23 protein-coding genes and 1 pseudogene are annotated in these 24,020 nt (G+C 37.6%); all 24 read right to left on the bottom strand.

From position 1 onward, the window contains the following. Nucleotides 1-141 precede the first annotated feature (141 nt). The 24 genes and pseudogenes from K4Z77_RS08060 to K4Z77_RS07945 all read right to left on the bottom strand — a co-directional run bounded on the left by K4Z77_RS08060 (nucleotide 142) and on the right by K4Z77_RS07945 (nucleotide 24,017). Nucleotides 142-996, bottom strand: a complete 855-nt coding sequence (locus K4Z77_RS08060) for a PTS system mannose/fructose/sorbose family transporter subunit IID (RefSeq protein ID WP_031233157.1) — start codon at nucleotides 994-996, stop codon at nucleotides 142-144. Continuing rightward, on the bottom strand, nucleotides 977-1,819 hold the full coding sequence (locus K4Z77_RS08055) for a PTS mannose/fructose/sorbose/N-acetylgalactosamine transporter subunit IIC (RefSeq protein WP_224218999.1): 843 nt from the start codon (nucleotides 1,817-1,819) through the stop codon (nucleotides 977-979). Before K4Z77_RS08055 ends, K4Z77_RS08060 begins: the two co-directional genes overlap by 20 nt. A 23-nt stretch (nucleotides 1,820-1,842) precedes the next feature. Continuing rightward, the gene (locus tag K4Z77_RS08050) at nucleotides 1,843-2,337 is read right to left on the bottom strand and encodes a PTS sugar transporter subunit IIB (RefSeq protein ID WP_020903146.1); all 495 of its coding nucleotides are present in this window, start codon (nucleotides 2,335-2,337) and stop codon (nucleotides 1,843-1,845) included. A 26-nt stretch (nucleotides 2,338-2,363) separates the two neighbouring features. Then, nucleotides 2,364-2,801 (bottom strand): PTS sugar transporter subunit IIA, encoded by a 438-nt coding sequence (locus K4Z77_RS08045; protein WP_224218997.1) that lies wholly within the window; start codon nucleotides 2,799-2,801, stop codon nucleotides 2,364-2,366. Nucleotides 2,802-2,961: 160 nt separating this feature from the next. Beyond that, a complete protein-coding gene (locus K4Z77_RS08040; RefSeq protein WP_224218996.1) occupies nucleotides 2,962-4,254 on the bottom strand; it encodes an ABC transporter substrate-binding protein in 1,293 nt (430 codons plus the stop codon). Continuing rightward, nucleotides 4,251-4,934 carry a response regulator transcription factor gene (locus K4Z77_RS08035; protein WP_033683129.1) on the bottom strand — a complete coding sequence of 228 codons (684 nt, stop codon included), beginning with the start codon at nucleotides 4,932-4,934 and terminating at the stop codon, nucleotides 4,251-4,253. The genes K4Z77_RS08040 and K4Z77_RS08035 overlap by 4 nt, the downstream gene beginning before the upstream one ends. Further along, nucleotides 4,909-6,246 carry a sensor histidine kinase gene (locus tag K4Z77_RS08030; protein ID WP_224218995.1) on the bottom strand — a complete coding sequence of 446 codons (1,338 nt, stop codon included), beginning with the start codon at nucleotides 6,244-6,246 and terminating at the stop codon, nucleotides 4,909-4,911. Before K4Z77_RS08030 ends, K4Z77_RS08035 begins: the two co-directional genes overlap by 26 nt. Then, on the bottom strand, nucleotides 6,246-7,211 hold the full coding sequence (locus K4Z77_RS08025; protein WP_224218994.1) for a substrate-binding domain-containing protein: 966 nt from the start codon (nucleotides 7,209-7,211) through the stop codon (nucleotides 6,246-6,248). The genes K4Z77_RS08030 and K4Z77_RS08025 overlap by 1 nt, the downstream gene beginning before the upstream one ends. Nucleotides 7,212-7,451: 240 nt before the next feature. Next, nucleotides 7,452-7,847: a single-stranded DNA-binding protein gene (locus tag K4Z77_RS08020; RefSeq protein ID WP_166731206.1), complete on the bottom strand. Its 396-nt coding sequence runs from the start codon at nucleotides 7,845-7,847 to the stop codon at nucleotides 7,452-7,454. Nucleotides 7,848-7,923: 76 nt separating this feature from the next. After that, the gene (locus tag K4Z77_RS08015; protein ID WP_224218993.1) at nucleotides 7,924-8,685 is read right to left on the bottom strand and encodes an SDR family NAD(P)-dependent oxidoreductase; all 762 of its coding nucleotides are present in this window, start codon (nucleotides 8,683-8,685) and stop codon (nucleotides 7,924-7,926) included. A gap of 41 nt (nucleotides 8,686-8,726) precedes the next feature. Continuing rightward, nucleotides 8,727-9,353, bottom strand: coding sequence for a YtpR family tRNA-binding protein (gene ytpR, locus K4Z77_RS08010; protein WP_224218992.1), 627 nt, complete (start codon nucleotides 9,351-9,353; stop codon nucleotides 8,727-8,729). Between the two features lie 14 nt (nucleotides 9,354-9,367). Then, nucleotides 9,368-9,685 (bottom strand): thioredoxin family protein, encoded by a 318-nt coding sequence (locus K4Z77_RS08005; protein ID WP_000615777.1) that lies wholly within the window; start codon nucleotides 9,683-9,685, stop codon nucleotides 9,368-9,370. Beyond that, nucleotides 9,682-9,981 carry a DUF4651 domain-containing protein gene (locus K4Z77_RS08000; RefSeq protein ID WP_004237301.1) on the bottom strand — a complete coding sequence of 100 codons (300 nt, stop codon included), beginning with the start codon at nucleotides 9,979-9,981 and terminating at the stop codon, nucleotides 9,682-9,684. The genes K4Z77_RS08005 and K4Z77_RS08000 overlap by 4 nt, the downstream gene beginning before the upstream one ends. 249 nt (nucleotides 9,982-10,230) lie before the next feature. Further along, nucleotides 10,231-11,304, bottom strand: coding sequence for an N-acetylmuramoyl-L-alanine amidase family protein (locus tag K4Z77_RS07995; protein WP_224218998.1), 1,074 nt, complete (start codon nucleotides 11,302-11,304; stop codon nucleotides 10,231-10,233). 118 nt (nucleotides 11,305-11,422) lie between these two features. Continuing rightward, complete coding sequence (gene pyrG / locus K4Z77_RS07990) at nucleotides 11,423-13,030, bottom strand: CTP synthase (RefSeq protein ID WP_224218991.1); 1,608 nt, start codon at nucleotides 13,028-13,030, stop codon at nucleotides 11,423-11,425. A 236-nt stretch (nucleotides 13,031-13,266) separates the two neighbouring features. Continuing rightward, nucleotides 13,267-13,854, bottom strand: a complete 588-nt coding sequence (gene rpoE, locus K4Z77_RS07985) for a DNA-directed RNA polymerase subunit delta (protein ID WP_000418409.1) — start codon at nucleotides 13,852-13,854, stop codon at nucleotides 13,267-13,269. Between the two features lie 199 nt (nucleotides 13,855-14,053). Further along, entirely contained in the window at nucleotides 14,054-14,215 is a 162-nt protein-coding gene (locus tag K4Z77_RS07980) for a hypothetical protein (protein ID WP_224218990.1), read from the bottom strand. Nucleotides 14,216-14,251: 36 nt separating this feature from the next. Continuing rightward, complete coding sequence (locus tag K4Z77_RS07975; RefSeq protein WP_224218989.1) at nucleotides 14,252-16,930, bottom strand: TOTE conflict system archaeo-eukaryotic primase domain-containing protein; 2,679 nt, start codon at nucleotides 16,928-16,930, stop codon at nucleotides 14,252-14,254. 237 nt (nucleotides 16,931-17,167) lie between these two features. Next, a complete protein-coding gene (locus K4Z77_RS07970; protein WP_224218988.1) occupies nucleotides 17,168-17,971 on the bottom strand; it encodes a Fic family protein in 804 nt (267 codons plus the stop codon). Nucleotides 17,972-18,188: 217 nt separating this feature from the next. Next, a pseudogene (locus tag K4Z77_RS07965) lies at nucleotides 18,189-18,299 on the bottom strand (DNA cytosine methyltransferase); the annotation flags it as partial. A 97-nt stretch (nucleotides 18,300-18,396) separates the two neighbouring features. Continuing rightward, complete coding sequence (locus K4Z77_RS07960) at nucleotides 18,397-19,140, bottom strand: MAE_28990/MAE_18760 family HEPN-like nuclease (RefSeq protein ID WP_224218987.1); 744 nt, start codon at nucleotides 19,138-19,140, stop codon at nucleotides 18,397-18,399. Then, nucleotides 19,133-20,212: a DUF262 domain-containing protein gene (locus K4Z77_RS07955; protein ID WP_224218986.1), complete on the bottom strand. Its 1,080-nt coding sequence runs from the start codon at nucleotides 20,210-20,212 to the stop codon at nucleotides 19,133-19,135. The genes K4Z77_RS07960 and K4Z77_RS07955 overlap by 8 nt, the downstream gene beginning before the upstream one ends. Continuing rightward, nucleotides 20,205-21,260 (bottom strand): DNA cytosine methyltransferase, encoded by a 1,056-nt coding sequence (locus tag K4Z77_RS07950; RefSeq protein WP_000700044.1) that lies wholly within the window; start codon nucleotides 21,258-21,260, stop codon nucleotides 20,205-20,207. Before K4Z77_RS07950 ends, K4Z77_RS07955 begins: the two co-directional genes overlap by 8 nt. 105 nt (nucleotides 21,261-21,365) lie before the next feature. Then, nucleotides 21,366-24,017 (bottom strand): valine--tRNA ligase, encoded by a 2,652-nt coding sequence (locus tag K4Z77_RS07945; protein ID WP_224218985.1) that lies wholly within the window; start codon nucleotides 24,015-24,017, stop codon nucleotides 21,366-21,368. Nucleotides 24,018-24,020: the final 3 nt, after the last annotated feature.

Raw genomic sequence — 24,020 nt, 5'->3', positions numbered from 1 at the left:
ACGAATTATGACCTTAATAAATACAAAATAACCGAGGAATTCGCTCAAATTAACGAGAGATTCCTCGGTTTTCATTTCATTAAAAGTAAGAGACCTGTTTTTTCAGTGGACTCTTATGAACCGTTGCTTTTTTACATACTATTAATATTTCAATCCTGGATTGAAAAATCCTAAGGCTACTCCTACAAGTGCAATAACTACCAGTAATAGCATCACCCAATTTGGAGAAACTTTCTTTTTAGCCATCAGCCACCAACATAGAACAATAAAACCTGCTGTTAAAAGACCTGGATAAACACCATCAATCTTTTCTTGTAAGTTTAAAAATGTTTCTCCATCTCCATTTTTCAGCTCTAGCGCCGTAGTGACAGATACCCAAGTTGCTGCAACAGCTCCTATGACCATACCACCAACAACACTAATTGCTTTTCTTAGCGCCTGACCTTTAGGACCTACTAAAAATTCTACTGCTTTATCTCCAAGTTCATATCCTTTAAAATAAGCAAAACGCATTCCAAGATAGACTAATAGATTCCATGCAATAATATAGAATATTGCACCAGAAATATTTCCTCCTTTAGAAAGACCTAGAGCTATCCCCAAAAGAACAGGAATTAATGTTCCTACAATAAGTGAATCTCCAATACCTGCAATAGGCCCCATTAGACCAGCTCGCATTCCATTGATGGTTTCACTATCTACGGCATCTCCATTTGCACGCGCTTCTTCCAAACCAGCTGTTATCCCAACTACTAGAGAACCCAACTGTGGCTCAGTATTAAAGAATGCTGTGTATGTTTGCATAGCTTCTTTTTGCTCTTCCTTAGTATCATACATTTCTTCTACAATTGGAAGCATAGAAGTTAAATATCCAAAAGTTTGCATATGTTCTTGAGAAAAACATGTCAGATGTCCATAGAACCAGTGGTGAAATGATTTTGTCAATGTTTTTCTTGATATTTTTTTTCGACTCATTCTAAATATCCTCCTCTTCATCAAATCCCATATCACTGATAACTGCTGTCGTACGGGCAGATTTAATAACTTCTAATTCATAATAAATTACTGCAAAAATTAATGACACAACACCACTTGCTACTAAGTTCAAACCTAAAGATTTTGCTAACGTGAACCCGACAAAGAAAGGAATAAAGTCTGTTGTTTTTGTAACAATTTGTTTCAAAAGTATTGCAATACCCACACATGGAAGGAGTGCTCCTACAGTAAATAGAGACTTCATTACAAAACCGTCCATCGGAAGATATATTTTCATAAGATCAACCATATCTGGTCCAAATTTTGTAATGATCATTGTTGGTAAGAAAGAAAAGATAAAATGTGAAATCCAAGGATATACCCAATCAACAGCATATAACTTCTTAAAATCACCTTTCTCTACAGCTTTCCATCCAATATGTTGCCAAAGCAAATTCATAGTAGCTGTACCATAGAATAAAACAGTTCCAATTGTTCCAACCGCGGCTCCAATTGGTGCTGCTGCTGCGGCAATCGCTACCTCACCTGAAATATTATTTGCATGAACAAATAGGATAGATAACGGAATTCCGATATAAGAAATTGCCCGTACATCGGCAGATACAGTTCCACCAGGTGTCACTAAGGCAATATATAATACCTGTAAAGCCACACCAACGATTACCCCTGTTGTTATATCTCCTAATATTAAACCTACAATTAAACCACCAACTAATGGACGCCCCAAAGTATAGTTACCAATACTGGATCCCCCCATACCTGGCATCGATGCTAAACTTGCAAACAATCCTAAAAGAGCTGCTTGAATCCAAGAAATTTCCATCATTTTGTCTCCTTATTTCATTATTAAAATCCAAATTTTGATTTAAAATCACTCCAATATCCAATAGATACATCTGGTAATAATTGGAATCTAACTTTATATCCTGCTTTTTCAATTGCTTCTAGTGCAACTGCTTCCTCTTGAGTAATTGATTGATTATTTCCCAACTTGATAGCACCAGGTCTATCGTTAGCAGGTCCTACAATAATCTCTTTAACATCTCCTGGAATAAAGCCCTGGTCTACTAAAATTTCTTTCATATCAATTGGATTCTTAGTAATCAAAAAATATCTACTATCCGATTCTGTTACTTTAGATGATTTTTCTTTAAACGCTTCCTTTGTCCAAACAAATGTTTTTTTATCTGACGCACCTTTATATGCCTGAATTAAAACCTTATTAGATGCAGCAGCATCATTTACTGCAATTAATCCATCACATGGATGTTCTTTTGCCCATCTAGTGACTGTTTGTCCATGAATCATTCTATCGTCAATTCGTACAAATGTTACTACCATAATTTTTTATCCTTTTCCTTACATAACTAAATATCGTCTTCTTCATTAAGATTATCATCCGATCCGACTTCAAATTCTTGTAGAGCTGATGATGATTCGTTTAATATTGTAGAAACAAGTTCACTTCCAGTCAGAATGTCTTTCATCACCACTGCTGTAAGTGCCATTGTTAAGTTCATACCTCCCAAAATAGTTGCATTCTCTAATTTTCCAAATTCTTCTAATACTGTTGCAACAGTTGTTAAAGGACTTCCCCCAACAATATCTGCTAAAACAAGAACAGAATCATTTTCATTCAGAGGCCCAATAACATTTTTGACCTCCACAGAAAAATCTGCAAGACTTTCCCCATCTTTTAAGCCAATCGCTATGACATCATCTACCTTATCCGAAGCAAACATAGAAAGAGATGATTTCAATCCCTCTGCAAGCCCTCCATGACTGACTAATATCAAATATTTCATATTTCCCTCCTTTTATTGATTTCATTCTAGCATCATCTTCTTCACTTTATAATTGTTAAATGTCACAAAAGTTTATTGATAAATGTCAATAAAAAAATGACAAATGTCAATAAAGACATCTGCCATATTCGTATTATTTAAGAAATAATAATCTTGACATCTACTTAAGAATTCCTGTATCTAGTTCTTTTTGTAACTTAATAAGACTACCTTCAATATCCGTATTATTTTCATCCATAGATACTGCTTCTAATCTTTCCTCTATTCCAACTAATGATTTTGAATCTATCCCTTTTGAAATAGTTGTAATTGAATTTTTCATTATATAATCCAGTGATGTGGTCGTTAAGGCATTTTGACCAATCATTCCTTTCTTCATCAACTCTTCACTCTTCAAACTAGTTACTACCTCTGGTAATACTGAGCTTCCTTGACCCTTATTAAATAAATTTTGTTGAATTTCACGATTAATTGTTAAAAATTCTATAAACGATACAGCAAGTTTTGAATTGCGAGCACGCGAAGAAACCACGTATAAGGAAGTATCTGTTACAGTAGAAGGAATGTCTTCCTTAGTAGTTGGCAATGAAATACATGTCCAGTTAAAATTTGTATATTTGGCCACATGATAAGGAAAAGGTTTATATGTACGATATTGTGCCAAACTCATTGGATAAAAGGCCACATGCCCTTCATCAAAATCTTTATAGGTTACTTTGTGGCGTCCGTTTAATTGATTCAATCCCCTTATATAGGATAAAGCATCCTTCATTTCTGATGAATCTATACGAGGAATACCACTCTCAGAAATAGTAACACCAAAGGCTGCTAGAGATTCTTTCCAACTATAGCCTGTTATCCCAAATTGATCAACGATTCCATCTCCATCGGTATCTTTTGTAACTTTTTTACTAATCTCATAGAGATCTTTCTGCGTCCACCCTACTTTAGGAATTTCAATCCCCTCTCTTAAAAGTAAATCTTGATTTACACACATCAACATAGGATTGCTTTCATATGGAAGACCGTATAAATCATCTCCATATTTTGCCGCCTGCAAAGATACATCATAGAAATTAGAGGCATCTTCTTGAGACAAATAGGAATTTAGGCGCTTTAAAATACCTTTTGATGCAAATAAAGATAATTGGTCGCTTGATAATAGAAATACATCTGGTTCAGAACCTTTTAAAATTTGACTTGAAATCCAATTAGAATACTCCTCCTTAGGAATACCTGAATCATATACAATCTTAATCCCTGGATGAAGCTCTTCAAATTTCCTAATAGCCTCATCTAGTACATAGCTATTATTCCCTGTAGGAATTCCCCAACTAGAATCAGAATAAAAACCCAGTCTAATAATCTTTATCTGCTTGTTTTCCCAAATAAGGAATAAACTCAAACAACTTATCACAAACAGTATCGCTAGAAACAATTGCTTTACTTTCATTTATCCATTTCCTTCGAAAAATTCTTTTGTGTCACACCTGTTTGTACAGCCCATATAGCTAACTGTGTCCTATCTCTCAAATTTAGTTTTGAAAGAATGATAGAAAGGTAATTGCGCACTGTTCCCTCGGATAAAAAAAGATTACTGGCAATTTCCTTATTTGATTCTCCAAATGCCACTTGCTGAATAATTTTCCATTCTGTTAGTGATATATTTTCAATATTCTCTTCCTTCACAGTAATAGAAAAATTGGTCTGTGCCATCTGCGAGAACAATTGAAATACCTTACTAGCTATATTAGGATTAATCATAGCTCCACCTTTATACACTGTCTGAATGGCTTGATATAACTCGTCGGTTGAAACTCCTTTTAATAAATAGCCAGATGCACCATATTTTAAAGCACTAAAAATGAATTCGTCGTCATCAAATGTTGTTAAGATTATAATTTTTATATTTGGAAAACGTTTTTTGATTTCTTTTGTAGCCAATACTCCGTCCATTCTGGGCATTCTAATATCCATTAAAATTATATCCGGTTTGACAGTCATAATGTTATCCATCGCTTCAATACCATCACCAACAACAGATACAACATCAATATCAGCATATACTGATAAAATAATCTGCAAAGACTCTCTAATTAACGCCTGATCATCCGCAATCATTACCTTTATCATATACTTCACCTCCTATTTTTGGAAAAACTATTTTAGTGTAAAATCCTTCCCTATTTTCAAAATGAATAGAACCACCTAAAATAGAAACTCGCTCTCTCATTTGTTTCAAGCCATACCCAATTTGTAAGTCGTCAAAACCTATTCCATTATCTTGCAAAACTATTATGTTGTTATCCTCACTCATAAAGTGAATGCTCATTTTACTAGCATGTCCGTGACGAACAGAATTTGTCATAGATTCTTGTATAATCCTAAAAATAGTATCTTCCTGTATAACATCTAAATCAATATTTCCCCATTCATATTTTAAATCGACAGAGAGTTTAGATAGAGACTCATACTCACTAATCATTAATATTAGAGCATCTTTTAAACCATTATTTTGCAAAGCTCCTGGTCTTAGTCTATGTAATGATCCCCTAACATCTTTTATCCCCTCTCTAACTGCATTTGAAACATTTTTCAACTGTTCTTTAGCACGGATAGGATGAACATCAATTAGTACAGAAACAGCATCAATCCCTGCTGAAATTCCTGTCAACGCATGTCCTAGAGTATCATGAATTTCCCGAGCAATTCTTTTCCTTTCTCGATCTTCAGCGATTTTCTCTGATAACGATATGTAATGATTCAATTCAGTGTTGACTCTAGATAACATTTTAAGCTCTTCCTCAATATGATGATGTTCTTTAATCACGTATAGGATATAAGACAATAAAGAGATGATGAAAATAATAACATTTAATGATGTCAATGCATTTTCTAAAAATAACACTACACCTCGTATGGAAGATGGATAAAATTGGATATAGGTAGAAAGAGATGGAACTTTTATAAACAGTGACAAGATTTCATAGTCTGTTAAAAGTAACATTAAAAAACTCAAGAAAATAAAAATAATCCAAGAACGTTTACTATCAGAGTCTTGAAACTCTCTTGAACTATAGAATATATCAGCAAAAACTAATAATATTATTCCATTGTATGACAGATTTTGTGACCATATAACACCAATCATTAATACTATTTCAAGCAAATTCCATTTTGAAAAAATTGGCCATTTTTTCTCAGTTGAATACATTTTATAGGTAGATATAAAAATAATACCGACGAAAAAAATAATTGAATACCAAAAAATCTGGTCAGGTGATTTTGAAATATTGTTTAATTCTCCCAATAAGAGTGTCATCTGCCCCTTTGAAATTACATAGTTTGTAATCTGTATATACAAGGCCCCATTGTATACAATGGTTAGAAAATTAATTAATAAAAGTAAAATTATAGAATACTGGACACCTTTTACCTGTTTCATTACTGCCACCCATTAATATCAAACTGAATGATATTATTTTTATCAACAAATTGTACAGGTATAGTATATAATTCTTCAACTTCTTCTTTTTTTACTAATAAATCTATTGTTTCCGATACTTTTCTACCCATATGAGATGGAAATTGAGCAACCGTTCCCGTAACTTCATCTGTTGTAGCTAATAAATGCTTCATATCTGGTGAACCATCTATTCCGTAAATAAATTTTTTTGAAGTTACTTTCAATTCTTTAATTGCTGCTAAAGCTCCTATAGCTGCTCTATCATTTAAAGCCACTATAGCATCAAATTGTAAACCTTCAGATAAGGCATCACCTACAGTAGTCATAGCATACTCTGTTTGACCAACTGTTTCTCTTTCTGAGATAATTTGATAATGTTCTTCTGATTTTATTGTATCCAAAAAACCAGTTATTCTCTGATTAGCTGATAAAGCATCTTTGTGCGTTAACAAAAGAATATGAGCATTTGAGGTACGTTTCATCAAATCCTTGGCAATTAATATCCCAGCATGGTAATTATCAGAAACTATGCTCGTATCAACTTTTATATTATTCAACTGACTATCTACTGCTATAACTCTAATTCCAAAATTCTTTGCCCTACTTAACGCTTCTACAATTTGCTCGCTATCACTCTTAACCGGATTAATAACAATAACATTCACTCGCTTCTCTATAAACTCATCAATTTGTTTACTCTGTTTTTCTTCACTCATCTCTGCATCCCGAGTATACAATATCTGACCTTCTGAATCAGAATAGCGTTGAATCTCATTATGTAAATGTCTATAAAATTCACTATTCATCGTCATATAAGTCGCTCCAACTTTTATTTGTCCCGGAATAGGATCTGTCTGACTCACATGAGTATAAATCGCAAAAACAAATACGACTACTGTACAAAATATAATTTTGACGATTGTTCTTGTATATTCTCTACTCATTCCAACCTCCAAAAAGTTTCAACTAGTTCATTGTAACACATTTAGACAGTATAAAAAAGCCTGAGACCAACTCAGACTTTTCAATGTTTATACTCAATACAAATCAAAGTGCAAACTAGGACTCTTGTCGCAGGCTGCTAAAAACACAGTTTTGAGGTTGTAGATAAGACTGACGAAGTCAGTTACCTATACCTACGGCAAGGTGAAGCTGAGGTGGTTTGAAGAGATTTTCGAAGAGTATTAAAACGGTAGTTCTTCCTCTTCCAAAACCAAATCTGCCAAATCCTGTCCTGCATTATTTTCACGCATAGCACGTTGGGCACGACTTTCCAAGAGTTGGAATCCAGTAACAAGTACTTCGGTCACATAATTCATTTGACCATTTTTCTCAAAACGACGGGTACGCAATTCCCCATCAACGGAAATGAGACTACCTTTGGTTGCGTAGCTTGCCAAAGTTTCTGCTAGTCTGCCCCATAGGACCATATTGACAAAATCAGCTTCACGTTCACCATTTTGGTCTTTGTAACGACGATTTACAGCGATAGTTGCTCGCGCTACTGACTTGTCATTGCTGGTTTTGTGCAATTCTGGTGTAGACGTCAAGCGTCCGATCAAGATAACTTTATTATACATATTTTTTCCTCCTACTTATCTATTCGTAGGAAATCAAAAAAAGTTACAGAAATTTGTAACTTTTCGAGGAAATTTTTTAGTTTTTATGAACCATGAAACCTGTCGCTTGTTGATTTGCCATAATGGTCATATCTGTAATCTGCACACGACGAGGTTGACTGGTCACATAGATAACTGTATCAGCGATATCTTGTGCCTGCAAGGCTTCGATTCCCTGATAAACCGTCGCAGCCCGCTCTTTGTCACCATGAAAACGTACCGTTGAAAAATCTGTTTCGACAATTCCAGGCTGAATGGTCGTCACCTTGATGTCCTTTGCAATGGTATCAATTCGCAGACCATCTGAAAAGGTCTTAACTGCTGCCTTGGTAGCTGAATAAACTGCTGCACCTGCATAGGCATAAATTCCTGCGGTTGAGCCCATATTGATGATATGTCCTTGATTGGCTTTTACCATTGCTGGCAAGAAACAGCGAGTGACTGCCATCAAACCTTTGACATTGGTATCCAGCATGGTCAACATATCCAACTCCTCATAGTCTTGATAGGGAGCCAAGCCAAGCGCCAGTCCGGCATTGTTGACCAGAATATCAATCTGACCTATCGTTTCTAGAATATCGGAGCAGACAGTCTTCACCATGGTCATATCCGTCACATCTAGTGGAAAGGTCCAAACTACTTGATTTGGAAAAGTTCCTGCAAACTCAATTTTTAAGGCTTCAAGTCTATCTATCCGTCGTCCAGTTAGAACGACATTCTCACCCTGATCCAGATAAGCACGCGCAATCGCTTCACCGATTCCTGAGGTTGCTCCTGTAATCACAACATTTTTTGCCATCTTATTTCCTTCTAGCTGGTCTATCAGATACTAACAACTTCTTAGGCAGTCCAGTGTTTAGCTGGATCAAATGGAGTTCCAACAACTTGGTCTTCTGATAATTCAATAATACCACGTTTTTGCGGAGCGTTTGGCAGATGCAATTCACGAGGACTGCACATCATGCCAAAACTCTTTTCACCACGAAGTTCACCTGGGAAAATGAGATTCCCTTTTGGCATCATAGCTCCAGGAAGAGCTACAATGGTTTTCAACCCAAGACGCGCATTAGGAGCCCCTGCAACGATTTGCACTGTCTTGTCACTTGCAACTGCAACTTGGCAGATGTTGAGGTGGTCACTATCTGGATGGGCTACCATCTCAACAATTTCACCGACAACAAACTTAGGCTCTTTGTCATTAACAATTGCTTCTGTAAAACCTTCCGCCTGCAATTCTTGGTTCAAACGAGCTACTTGCTCATCTGATAAAAAGACTTGACCGCGCTCTTCAATTTCAAACAAACTTGAAACTTCAAAAATATTCCAAGCAACTGTTTCTCCATTATCTTTGAGAAAAACACGGGCTACCTTGCCCTTGCGTTCTACATCCAGTTTGGCATCTCCGCTGCTTTTCACGATGACCATAAGGACATCACCGACATGTTCTTTGTTATATGTAAAAATCATTGTTTCCTTTTCTCCTATTTCAGTCCTGCTAAAAAGTCGTTAATTTGTTGCTTGCTTTTACGGTCGCGATTGACAAAACGGCCTATTTCCTTATCCTTTTCTAGAACAACAAGGCTAGGAATGCCGTAAACATCCCAGAGTTTGGCCAAATCCATATACTGGTCTCGGTCCACACGAATAAAGGTGAACTCTGGATTGGTCTCCTCAATTTCTGGTAAGGCAGGATAGATATAACGACAATCGCCACACCAATCCGCCACAAAAAGAAAGACCTTCTTGCCATCCTTTTCAACTAAAGATGCCAATTCTTCTAAACTTGCTGGTTGTATCATAAAACTTCCTCCTCATAGACTAGGTCTTCATTTTCATAGACAAAGGTATAATGACGGCCATCCTCAAAAATCACGCCCCCAACCAAGCTCTCCAGACTACTTTCATAAACTTGAACATAGAGGGTCGCAATTTCCCCCATGTCTGAAAAATAGTCTCGCACAATCGCTGTCAACTCTTCCTGAGTCTTCATGAGCTTGCGGTCATCTGCAACTTTTTTCGTAGCAAGGGCAAGGCTTCCAATACCAAGCAGAGCCAGACCTGCCATCCACATTTTTTTAGCTTTCATACCATTCATTTTAACACAAAAAAGGCTTTAGGACAAATGAGGAAGCAGCAGAAAAGCAAGTAAAAAGCCCCTTCCTTTAAGGAAAAGGACTTCTTATACTCAATGAAAATCAAAGAGCAAACTAGGAAGCTAGCCGCAGGCTGCTCAAAGCACTGCTTTGAGGTTGTGGATAGAACTGACGAAGTCAGCTCAAAACAGTGTTTTGAGGTTGTGGATGAAGCTGACGTGGTTTGAAGAGATTTTCGAAGAGTATTATTCTTACTGCCAGGCGCCTGAGTTGCCAACGTAGTAACCATCTGGTGTGTAGGTATTGCGAAGCATCTTACCTGATGAAGCCAGATAATACCACTTGCCATTATCTTTGACCCAATCATTCGCTAGCATGGCACCAGAAGAACTTACATAATACCAGTCTCCCTTGTCATAAACCCAAGCGCTTGCTTTCATAGCTCCTGAAGTTGATAAATAGTACCACTTGCCTTGGTCGTAAAGCCAGTCACTCGCAATCATGGCTCCTGATGATTTAAAGGCATACCAGTTGCCACCTTGATAAAGCCAAGTTTGATTGAACATAACTCCTTTATCATTCATAAAGTACCAAGTTCCCTTGTCTTTAACCCAAGCATTTTGAACTAGTTGGCCTTGTTTTTGATAGTACCAATTTTGGTCTGATTTTAGCCAGCTTTCTGCTTTTACAATCGGATAAAGTTCTTTGAAAGCTCCTCCATCATATTTGTGACTGATAGTTTTTAGTTTTTCAAGTTTCAACTCGCCATTGTCATAGTCTGACCAAGCAAAAACTTTTTGACCATTAACAGTCTCTGGTAAGGTAGCAGTGTAAGTCTTGGTTTGATAGTCCCATTTTGTATCAAGGTAGGTGTATTGATCATTTGATTCTTCAATACGATAGTAACCTCTCTTTCCACTATCATTATGAATATCATCCACAACTTTCGTTGACCAGGTCTTTACTTCGTTGCTGCTCTTAGCCTCGACCTTGATATCTCCTCTATAGCCATATGGAACATAGAAATTCAGGTAACGCCCTTCTATACCAATCATATACTTGTCCTTTTCTTGACCTAGAAAATTGACTGTCTGATCTTGACCATCGAGACTAACCGTCCACTCGATTTTCTCATTTTTTGGCAAATCCAAGACTTTAATATCCACTTCATGACCATTGTTAAACCGAAGAATCTTGCCATCTTGATACTGTACCCCACACTTAACAACCCATTCTTCTTTAAGCTCAAATGCCTGCCCTGAATATGGAAAAGCCAGTAAAGCTAGACCAGCTAGAGACAAACCAAATAATGTGATTTTTTTCATCATAGATCCTCCTTAGGATTTTTTTTGTTAATTATATCACTATGTTTTTATTTTGCAAATCTTATCCTAAATATGCTAATAAAAACCTCTGAGATTCTTCTCAAAGGTTCTGATTTTGCTAATTGCTGTTCTCAACTGCTGCAGTCACAAAGGCAGTGTAGAGTTCTTCTGGACGATTTGGACGGCTTGACAGTTCAGGGTGATACTGACACGCTACAAAGAATTTATTTTCAGGGATTTCCACGATTTCTACCAATCGATTGTCTGGAGAAACTCCTGAAAAGACAAAACCTGCTGCCTCAAACTGCTCACGGAAGGTATTGTTAAACTCATAACGGTGACGGTGACGGCGTTGCACCACTTCTTGATTGTGATAAGCAGCCGCAGCCTTAGAACCACGTTTCAACTTAGACGGATAAAGTCCCAAGCGAAGGGTTCCACCCATATCCTCAACATCAATCTGATCACGCATGATATCAATGATAGGGTATTTTGTTTCTGGTGCAAGTTCTGCAGAATTGGCACCTTCGAGTCCTAAAACGTGACGAGCAAATTCGATACAAGTCAACTGCATTCCCAAGCAGACACCCAACATTGGAACATCATTTTCACGCGCATAGCGAATGGCTTGGATTTTCCCTTCTGTACCACGTTGACCAAAACCACCTGGCACGATGATTCCGTCCGCATCAGATAAGAGCTCTGCTACATTCTCTGCCGTCACATCATTGGCATTAATCCAATTGATTTTCACTTCTGCGTCATTGGCATAACCAGAGTGTTTCAAGGCTTCAACCACAGAAATGTAGGCATCTTGCAACTCTACATACTTACCGACAAGGGAAATCTTGACTTGTTTCTTGAGGTTCATGACCTTGTCCACCATGGCTGACCATTCTGTCATATCTGCTACCGGTGAGTCTAATTTCAAATGATCACAAACAATTTGATCCATACCTTGAGCCTGCAAGTTCAATGGAATTTGGTAAAGGTGTTCAACATCCAACGATTCGATAACGGCTTCTGGTGCCACATCACAGAACTGTGCTAGTTTGTTTTTAATTCCTTGACCAGCTGGCTCTTCTGTACGAATAACCAACATATTTGGTTGGATTCCCAATCCACGCAATTCTTTGACAGAGTGTTGAGTTGGTTTGGTCTTCATTTCACCAGCGGCCTTGAGGTATGGAAGCAGGGTTGTATGGATGTACATAACATTATCCGCACCCACATCTGCCTTCATCTGACGAAGAGCCTCTAAGAATGGCAAGGACTCGATATCCCCAACAGTTCCACCGACCTCTGTGATAATGACATCAGAGTCAGTCGTTAGAGCGGCACGCTTGATTTTTTCTTTCAAAGCATCTGTGATATGAGGAATGACTTGAACAGTTGCCCCAAGGTATTCTCCACGTCGTTCCTTACGAAGAACTTCACTGTAAATTTTACCAGTTGTCACGTTAGAATATTTGTTAAGATTGATATCGATGAAACGTTCATAGTGACCCAAGTCCAAATCTGTCTCAGCTCCATCATCTGTCACAAAAACTTCTCCGTGCTGGTAAGGACTCATGGTTCCAGGATCGATATTGATATAAGGGTCAAACTTTTGAATGGTTACTTTGAGACCACGATTTTTCAAGAGACGCCCCAGACTTGCTGCCACAATCCCTTTCCCAATAGACGATACGACACCACCAGTTACAAAAATATATTTCGTAGACATAGATTCCTCTTTCTAAAATGCTCAAGGCCTTGTTAACTACGAGGGGACATAGAAAACAAGACCCTACTAATAAGAATAATCTGGGACGACTGCACCAGATTCACAACCAAAATACAAGAAGATAACTTCTTGAAAAAACAAAAATAGCTCCCTAAGAACTAGGGAGCCCCGACCTCTAAAAGAGGTGCCCGAACAATATGATACCTAAAAATAGGATAATTGTCAATAGCTAATTTTTATTCCTCGATGTTTTCAGTATCATCATCTGAAAATTCGTCGTCTTCTTCGTTAAGATCCACGTCTTCACCCAAGTCATCAGGAGCGATTTCGTTGATTTCTGCATCGTAAGCTTCCACTTCATTTTTCTCATCATCTGGATTTTCATCATCGTATGAAAGAGCAGGATCTGCTTCGTATGCATCTTCATCTTCTGGGTCATCCGCATTGTAGTCAATGGCATCTGAATCACCATCCATGAAGGCATTGACACGTTTTTTCTTAGCTTTTGGTGCTACTTCATCGTCGTCATTTTCTTCAAGAGCGATGATTTCTTCATCGATTTCGTCCACACCATACCATGAACGAAGACCCCATTTGTTGTCTCCAAGTGAGATAAAGCTACCGTCAAAGTTCAACTCTGTGTAGAACAAAGGCAAAGCTTCACGGATATCGCTATTTGATGTTCCAAGGTAGTTTTGAATTTCGTTTACAAGATCGCTAAAATGCATCTCATGGTCGCGACCACGAAGTTCCAAGATAGCACGCGCCACCTCAATCATAGATAGTTCACTTTTTTCTTGCCCAGCAAATACTTCTAATTCCAAAGCGTTTCTCCTCATTTATACTACTATCGCCAGAGCGAACAGACTCTGACCTCATTTTATCATTCACTCTTTATTTTACGATAATTTTACGGAATAGTCAAAGGTTAAGGGGGAGAAAGTGATAGGACTTTTTATTGCTAACTTCTCAAAGTAACTTCCACTTGCCCAACCGAAGTGGAAATTAGTCTAAAACGGATTTTCATTTCTTTGCTACCCAGCCGATGGTGTCGATTGGCGGATTTTCGGTATCAATCCAGATGAATTCAATACCGATTTCCCCATTTTTAAACTTGGTCAAACGAATTCCGTTGATTTCCAGTTCATTGAGTCGTTGACCTGTCAAGACTTCTCGTTTTTTCAACTGGAAAGCATACATAGAAATTTTTAAAAATTTTCTCTATCGTAAACCTGCCACTAGTTCAGAAACTATACTAGCTGATTCCAAACGTAATATGGTCATTTCATCTACCTTCCCTAATAATGGCATTGCACCATACCAAACAATAGTCTTATTCACCAAAAGAATAGGCGTGACTATTTTTGATTGAGTAAAAGACACTTTAATTTTCTTGCTCTTCATCTGGTCTAGCCATGCTTTATTTGCAACCGTCTCTGGTATACATATCTCAATTTGACTAATCCTAAATTCTTTTAGAAATTTCATCAGTTTTGTCTGGTGCACATAAGGTAAAATAAGCATACACTCCTGTCTTTCCCCTGCCAAGTCCTCTCTCAGCACATTCTCATATCTACTATCAACATAAATGAATTGTTTCTCCTCACCCTCGATGACACGATAATCCATCTTTCGATAAGCTACTTGTCGTTTCTGAAACATCTTTTCTAAATAAGGAACATGAATATCTACATAATCGAAAATACGCACCAAAGACTTGTCCTTGTAGTTTCGATGAATCCGACCTGCATACTGAATTAAATTATTTTTCCAAGAAAAGGGTGCTGCCAAGATAAGCGTGTCCAACTGAGGTAAGTCAAAACCTTCGCCAATGTATTTTCCAGTAGACAACAAAACAAACCCTTTATCTAACTGTTCTAACGTCTCCAGTAAACTCGTTCTCTCTCGGACTTTGGTTTTTCCACTAATAATGTAACAGTCATCAACCTCTTTCTCTTTCAATAACTTTTCAAAGACATCTATCTGTTGAATTCGATTGACTAGAACCAAAATATTCCGACCTTCTGCCACTTGGTCTAGAATATCCTTGAGAATCATCTGATTCCTCGCTGAGTCAGTAGCAATCCAATCACTAAGCTGTATGAAATTACTTGCTTTAGTCTTTTCAATTTCCAGATGACCAAAAGAAGTGAATCTTAATTGCAATTGCCGTTCAAAAGATGTCTCCCTCTTACCAGTAGTATGAAGTATCTCACCAATTCTCTGAAAAACAATAGGTTCATGACCATTCTTACGTTCAGGCGTAGCCGTCAAACCGTAAAGATACTTCCCTCTAAACTGTGCCACAACTTTTTCAAACATCAAGGCAGAGACATGATGACACTCATCCACAATCATCATCTCATACTTATCCAAAAGACTTTGACTATTTTCCAACTTAAATAGAGATTGGATCATAACGACATCAACCAGTTCACTCAGCCATTTCTTAGTCCCACCGTACTGCCCGACATAGCCTATTACCCTTTCACGACCTGATGGCGTATAACGGGTAGCTTCTTCCTCTTCGAAAGCCAAAAAGCAGTTTAAGCGATCCAACCATTGGTCTAAGAGTTGCTTATTATGGACTAGAATAATTGTTTTTGTCTTACGTTCAGAGATGAGAGCAGCACCTAAAACGGTCTTCCCAAAACCAGTCTCCGCATGGAGTAAACCATTTTCTTTAGAAGTCATATCTGACAGGGCTAACTCTTGCTCCAAAGTAAGTTCTCCCTTAAATGCTACTCTAATAGGACTTTGTACTTTTCTCCTATCTTCCACAGCTACCTGCTTAAATTTATCTTGCAATGGATACAGCAAGCCTCTTGGCAGCCATAAATAATAATCGGATTCTCCAAATAAATACATTCTCTCAGGAATTTGATAGGTTGGCTGTCGCATAGCCTGCTTTAAATAAAATTCGGGATTAGAAAAGGAAGCCATATTTTTCAAGAAAAAAAGTGTCTTGGGAGTCACAGACGATTTTTCAAGTTGGATAGTATTGGATAAAACGACCTGCAACTCCTTATCCAATTCTTCCTTACCTAACTCCTCTCGGATTAACAGTGCCACTTTAGCAGTTGAAATCTTCTGAATTCCTTGCAGGTACTTCCATTGGTCTTCATAAGGTTGAAACTGTTCATCCACAAAGACCGTTCGCCCTTGATGATAAGCTTCTCCTTGAAAAGGCAAAGCAATCAAATTACCAAATCCACCCTTAGGAAGGACATCCTGATTCGGAAACATGCGATCAAAAGAATCAAAGGACAGTTGCATACTTTCCTGCATAGCCAATTCTAATAGTTTCTTTCCAAACAAGCGAGCCTCTCGACACGGAATCGCTTCCTCAAAGAAGAACCAAATATGGAGTCCTTGACCCGAACGAGAAATCTCTAGATGGCCTTCTATCTGGTGTTCCCTGGCTATTCTATGAATAGTTAAACCGGCTTCTTTCCAATCTCCTTCATCCAAATCCAGTACCAAAAAATAACAGCTATCATCTAAGTGCATAGGAAAGATACCGATAGCTATCTCCCCACGAAAATGAGATTTCAAAACAGAGTCCGTCAATATCTGGAAACTCCGTTTTTCAGGTGGCAACTGCTTCCAACCATAATCATAGGAAGGAAAATACTGAATTTTCCCTTGATCATTGATAAAACTCTTAGCATAAACATCATAACGGCCAGCAAACACAGAGGTAAACAATTGTAATTTTTCTTGCGTCGTCAAGCGACTACTTTGAAGTTGGAACATCTCCTCGAACTGAGAGCGTTCCATAACAAACTGACTCTTGTCTTTAAGACGTTTACACAAGAAAAACTCACTTTCCCCATTAAAAGAAGAAAAGACATCAAGTACTTCTACCACAATTCCATCCAAAGATACAAAAACAGCCATAAGAGTCACCTCCTTGATTCCTATAGGCTGATTATAACAAGAATGGCTGAAATTGTACACGAAAATAAAATCCGAATAGCACTGAAAGTACGAGATAAATAGAGTTTAAACGAGCAATCTATAAAATTAAAAAAACGCATATTATCAAGCGAGACTAACACTTTGATGATATACGTTTTCTTATTAGAATATTTACTTCATTTTTGCATAAAATTCAATGTTTACTCAGTATTAGGATTATGAAAAATCGAGGTCTAAATCTAGATACATTTTTTCTGAAGACAAATCATTTTGACCACCGAGCAAGAGATTTTCAAAAAAAGCTGTTAAAAACTCAGGACATCGCTGTAAAATCTTTGCATTATCTAATACTAAGGCATCACGAAAATACTTGGAATGTTGCTGAAATGGTGTATTATCAATATCAAAACCAAACTCACGAAGATACTGAATCAAAAAGACCGTTACTGTCCGAGTGTTTCCTTCGCGAAATGGATGAATCTGCCAGATTCCTGAAATAAAATGCTGGATTTGTTTAACCACATCCGCCTGAGTTAGTGTCGCATATGCAACTTGTTTTTCCTGATTAAAATCATAATCCAAGGTCATTTGAATCATGGAGTAATCAGAGTACACAACACTTTCACCATTCAAAACAGGTTCATTCTTTGTGATATTGGTCTGACGAAATTGCCCCACCGGAATAGAGGTTTCAAATATATCTTGAAACAACTCCTTATGAATAGCAAGTAAGGTCGCAGGACTGAAGCTAAAGCCTCTTCGAGATAATAACTCCACGATACGCAAAGAAACCAAGTCTGCCTCCTCCGTACTTGCATCGATAGTATGATGATAATTTGTTGCATCTTCATAAACCTGCTCGTAAGTCAGTTTACCCCGGGACTGTTTCTCAGCCAAAGATTCCATATACTCTGATGGCACTAGATTGTCAACTTTCTGCAGACCAAAACCTATCCGCCATAAGTCACGCTTAGCTTCATAAGACAAGTTTGGATTGTCAATGTTGTAAGTTGGTTGCATAGAAATATCCTTTCAATTGTTTTTCTTCAGTATCAGTAAATCACGAAATTGGTTGGAAACTAGCTTAAACTATAAAAAGTCCTCATAATAGGTTCTATAAAATATATATACTTCATCTTAATAGTGACCAAGTTATACTTAATATGTCATACACTCATCTGGAATATTCTTTAAATGAATAATATGATTATTGAGATATATCTGGATAAATAGGCTAGTAAGTCTGACGCGCATACTTATCAAACTCATTGGCATACACCACTATGAACTCGTTGGTCTGTTCAGATCCCAACTCAATTCCCCCAACACCTGAGAAGAAGGCTGCAATGTTGTACTTCTCAGGTCAGTTCAAACTTAGAGGGATTGTTGTGTGGTAAGTTGTTTTCTATAAGATTAGACAATAGTAATTTCTTTTTTGGAGATTATTATATATCTTGTGACATAAATTCTTGATTAATAATTGCAGAATTTATTAGAGAAATAAAGTAATCTAAACATTGATAAGTCTTATTCTTTAATTCATTTATGTCTTGAATTGAAAATCGTCCTCCATTATCTTCAAAAGAAATATTTCCATGAGCTAAATAATTTCTCTTATTTTTAATGGTAAGAAGTGCTCCGCCAAAATCTCTAAATGAATCGTTATTATATGTAATGCCATGTGTTTCTAAAATCCTTTTCATCTCCTTGACATCTGCGTTCCCAGAAAGATGAAACGATTCCCTTTCTATCTCAACACTGTAATTATTATTTATCACATTTAAAATCATATTAAATACTTTTTGATTTAACTCATTACTATTTATTTGATTCAGATGGTTTTTAATCCATAATTTTTGTATTGATTCAATTGCTTGACTAAAAGACAATTGTTTATCATTTAAACTGCTATAATAATCTAACATTGAAACCCTTATAGTTGACTCAACCAAATTATATAGCATTAAAATAGAATTGGATTTCATAATTTTAACAATTGCTTCAAAATTATCTCTATCTTTAATCTGCAATCGGTATTCTTGTTCGAACAAATCCTCTGGGCTGCTTTCTATTTGTATTTCGAATAAATTGTTCAACACATTTGGAAGCCCCATTATAGATTTTTCATAAATACTAATTACATTGATAAAATGATTAATTTCCATTTTCAATTTTTCATATTCAGTCATTAAAGTCACCATTTAATAAAAAGTCTCTAACTCCATGTATTCTACTAATTACCTTGGTTCTATTATTTGCAGCATCAGAAGTTGTCCATTTTTTTAAGTGGTCACTGTTCAATAACTTATCTATTTGTGCAATGGAGACATTTAATTGGGGAGATTCTCTTAGTGCTAGATTAATTCCAACTGAAAGCGCCTCAAATCGTACCCGAGGTGTATGATTTCGATCTTCTTTTTGAAAACCTCTCTCAAAATTATCTGAAACAAATCTCATTGTTCTATTAAACTCATCTTCAAACAAATATTTTTTTTCATCAGACCAACTTTTTCCGGCCTCTCGGATATAATCATCAACAAAATTCATAACTGAACCGTTATAATTATCTAAATTATTGCTAAAAGCAAAAAACCTACTTACTAATTCAATATCTTCTTTCCGATTAATTTTATTTTGGGAAAGATTTGTATTCTCCCTAAATAGTTCATCTTCAGCTAAAGTTTTTATTAAAATCATAAGTGGATTATCAAGTTCCCTTCCAGCTCGAACTTCACTTGTATTAGCACGTAAGGAACTGGTGTTAAGTCGATCAAATAGTTCTTTACGAACACTTGCTGGAGTACTATGTTTCAACACTATTACCCTCAAAGATCTAGCTTTCAAGCGTCTAATTTCATTTTTGGGCATTTCATCCAAAGTGCAATCATTTAATTCTGTAAGTTTGTTTAGGCCCACCAATTTTAAATCTCCATAAAAAAACTCAGATAGTGTTGAAATTCTTTGCAATCCATCAACAATTTCCATACTACCTTCATCCGTATCTGCTAAAAATAGAAGAGGAATTGGATAATCAAGTAGCAATGATTCTATAAATCTTGATTTTTGCTTGGGACTCCATAATAATTCGCTACGTTGATAGTCAGGAGAAAAGATTTCATTCTCATTATTATATAAATCAACTATAAAACTAATAGGATAATCTCGAGTATCATAATTAAGTTCATATTGTAACATATCTATTTGATTTTGTATTTTTTTCTGCTTTTCCTCATCTTCAAATAATTTCATTTGCTTAAGCATAATATTCCTCCAAATGATTTATAATACTTTCACCAATAATCTCACCTAATTTAGGTGGTACTGCATTTCCAATTTGTAACGCCACTTGGGATATTGGATAATTCCCCCCCTGTTTAGGGTCAACAAACTCATAATTTAATGGAAAAGTCTGCAAAAGTGCCCCTTCACGTAAACTTAAAGCTCTATCTTGTTCTGGATGACCAAATCTGCCATTACCGATTCCAGGGAACTGAGTTGTAATAGTATTAGCAGGTTTGTCCCATTCTAATCGACCATAGACTGACCCGAACGTCTTTCCACTGTCTTTCTTATATGCTTCTAAAAGAAGATCGTCATCCCAATCTCTCCATGTCCCTCCAGGTTTGGATTGTCTTATTCTTTTTAAGTTTAAATCTGATAAATTTCTACATCTATGTAGTGGATCATGTTTATAAGTTTCTCCCGCTTTTATTTCAGGTAGTTTCTCTATAGTATCTCTAAGAGTAGGGTGAGTATCTGAATTGAACTCTGGTTCAATTAACGAAATATCTCCGAATTTTGACGCAAGCAAAAGTAACCGTTTTCTTGTTTGAGGCACTCCGTAATCTGGAGCATATACCACCTTGTAAGTAACCTTGTAGCCATTCTTTTCTAATAGAGTCCTAAAACGATGAAAAACTTCTTTTTTTTGCATTTGAGGAACATTTTCCATTGATACAATATCTGGTTTTACAAGTTCAACTTGCCTACCAAAACAATCCAAAAGGTCTATCTTCTTTTTTGTATTTTCATTATTCTGATATTTATGACTGTATGTTGAAAATGGTTGACAAGGAGCACAACCAATCAGTACTTTTATGTCAGTATCTGACGGATATAATCCCAAAATTTCGTCATCTTCAATTCCATTTATATCTTTTAAAATAAATTTAGCATCATTGTTGTACTCATAGGCAAATTTGCTTTTTTCATCAATATCATATCCAGCTACAACATTGATACCCGCCTGCTGAATACCGTACGTTAGACCGCCTACACCACAAAATAAATCAACTGCATTTATTTTCATATCGGCCTCCTATTACATTTTGTTTTACCCTTCATTTTACCATAAATCTACTAAAAAAGCAGTTCTGATATTAGCTTAATTGATCAGAATCTGCCTAATATTGATTTATTTCACCAACTTCTTCATCTCATCAATACGTGCTACAGTCGCGTCGTATTTAGCTTGGTAGTCGGCTTGTTTGTCGCGTTCTTTTTGGACGACTTCTGGTTTGGCATTGGCTACGAAACGTTCGTTAGAGAGTTTCTTACCAACCATATCCAGTTCTTTTTGCCATTTAGCGAGTTCCTTATCGAGGCGAGCTAGTTCTTCTTCGACATTGAGGAGGTCTGCCAGTGGCAAGTAGATTTCTGCTCCTGTGATGACGCTTGACATTGCGAGTTCAGGTGTAGGGATGGTTGATGCAATTTCCAAGTGTTCTGGATTTGTGAAGCGTTTGATGTAGTTGACATTGCTGTTAAAGAAGGCTTCCAAGTCGCTATCGCTTGTCTTAACAAGGATGGTGATTGGCTTGCTTGGTGCTACGTTTACTTCCGCACGCGCATTACGAACGGCACGGATCAAGTCTTTGAGACTTTCCACACCTGTGTGAGCCGCAAGATCTTCAAAGGCTGGGTTGACAGTTGGGTATTCTGCTGTAACGATAGAGCCTTCTGAGATTTGTCCAAAGATTTCCTCTGTCACGAATGGCATGATTGGGTGAAGGAGACGAAGGATCTTGTCTAAAGTGTAAAGGAGAACAGAACGTGTAATGACTTTCTCTTCTTCGTTATCGCTATAAAGGACTTCCTTAGTCAACTCAACGTACCAGTCCGCAAATTCGTCCCAGATGAAGTTGTAGAGGATGTGGCCAGCCACACCAAACTCAAACTTATCAAAGTTTTCAGTGACTTTTCCGATGGTTTCATTGAGGTTGTGGAGGATCCAGCGATCTGTGACATTTCCAGCTTCCTTGTTGACAACTTTTTCCACGTTGGCAGTTGCTTGCTCAAGGGTCAAGCCTTCATTGTTCATGAGGATGTAGCGAGAGATGTTCCAGATTTTGTTAATGAAGTTCCAAGAAGCATCCATTTTCTCGTAAGAGAAGCGCACGTCTTGCCCTGGTGCAGAACCGTTTGAAAGGAACCAACGAAGGCTATCTGTTCCATACTTATCAATAACATCCATTGGATCAATCCCGTTACCGAGAGATTTCGACATCTTGCGTCCTTGCTCATCACGAATCAGACCATGAATCAAGGCATTTTTGAATGGCGACTTGCCAGTAAATTCCAAACCTTGGAAAATCATCCGAGACACCCAGAACGGAATAATATCATAACCAGTCACCAAAGTTGATGTTGGGAAGTAACGTTTGAAGTCTTCTGAATCGACATCAGGCCAGCCCATAGTTGAGAATGGCCAAAGGGCAGAACTGAACCAAGTGTCCAAGACATCTTCGTCCTGAGTCCAACCGTCACCTTCTGGAGCTTCTTCGCCAACATATATTTCCCCCTCAGCATTGTACCAAGCAGGGATTTGGTGACCCCACCAGAGCTGACGAGAGATAACCCAGTCGTGGACATTTTCCATCCATTGGAGGAAGGTATCGTTGAAACGAGGTGGGTAAAATTCTACCTTGTCCTCTGTGTCTTGGTTGGCAATAGCATTTTTCGCCAATTGGTCCATCTTAACGAACCATTGAGTAGACAAGCGTGGTTCAACCACAACACCTGTACGCTCTGAGTGACCAACGCTGTGGACACGTTTTTCGATTTTGACGAGGGCACCGATTTCTTCCAACTTGGCAACGACTGCCTTACGAGCTTCAAAACGGTCCATACCTGCAAATTCGAAGGCTAAGTCATTCATAGTACCGTCGTCGTTCATAACATTGACTTGTGGCAAGTTGTGACGTTGACCCACCAAGAAGTCGTTTGGATCGTGGGCAGGTGTGATTTTCACGACACCGGTACCAAATTCAGGATCTGCGTGTTCGTCTCCAACGATTGGGATTAATTTATTAGCGATTGGAAGGATGACGTTTTTTCCAATCAAGTCCTTGTAGCGTGGATCTTCTGGATTGACCGCAACGGCAACGTCCCCAAACATAGTCTCAGGACGAGTTGTGGCAACTTCAAGGGCGCGTGAACCATCTTCCAGCATATAGTTCATGTGGTAGAAGGCACCTTCTACGTCCTTGTGAATCACCTCAATATCAGAAAGGGCTGTGCGAGCTGCTGGGTCCCAGTTGATGATAAACTCACCACGGTAGATCCAACCTTTCTTGTAAAGGTCCACAAAGACCTTGCGAACCGCTTTTGACAAACCTTCGTCAAGGGTGAAACGTTCGCGAGAGTAGTCTACAGAGAGCCCCATCTTGCCCCACTGTTCCTTGATAGTTGTTGCATATTCGTCTTTCCATTCCCAGACTTTTTCCAAGAATTTTTCACGACCTAGGTCATAACGTGTAATGCCCTCTCCACGCAAGCGCTCCTCAACCTTAGCCTGAGTCGCAATCCCAGCATGGTCCATACCTGGAAGCCAAAGCGTATCAAAACCTTGCATACGTTTTTGACGGATAATGATATCCTGCAAAGTCGTATCCCAAGCGTGACCAAGGTGAAGCTTACCAGTTACATTTGGTGGTGGAATCACGATTGAATAAGGCTTGGCTTTTTGATCGCCTGAAGGCTTGAAAACATCAGCGTCAAGCCATTTTTGGTAACGACCAGCCTCAACCTCGGCTGGATTGTATTTAGGTGAAAGTTCTTTAGACATGTG

Origin of the sequence: Streptococcus mitis subsp. hohhotensis, from assembly GCF_020089495.2 — a bacterium.
Classification (GTDB): Bacteria; Bacillota; Bacilli; order Lactobacillales; family Streptococcaceae; genus Streptococcus; species Streptococcus hohhotensis.
The sequence above is the reverse complement of the archived record's forward strand: the minus strand, read 5'-3'. Positions and strand labels throughout refer to the sequence as shown.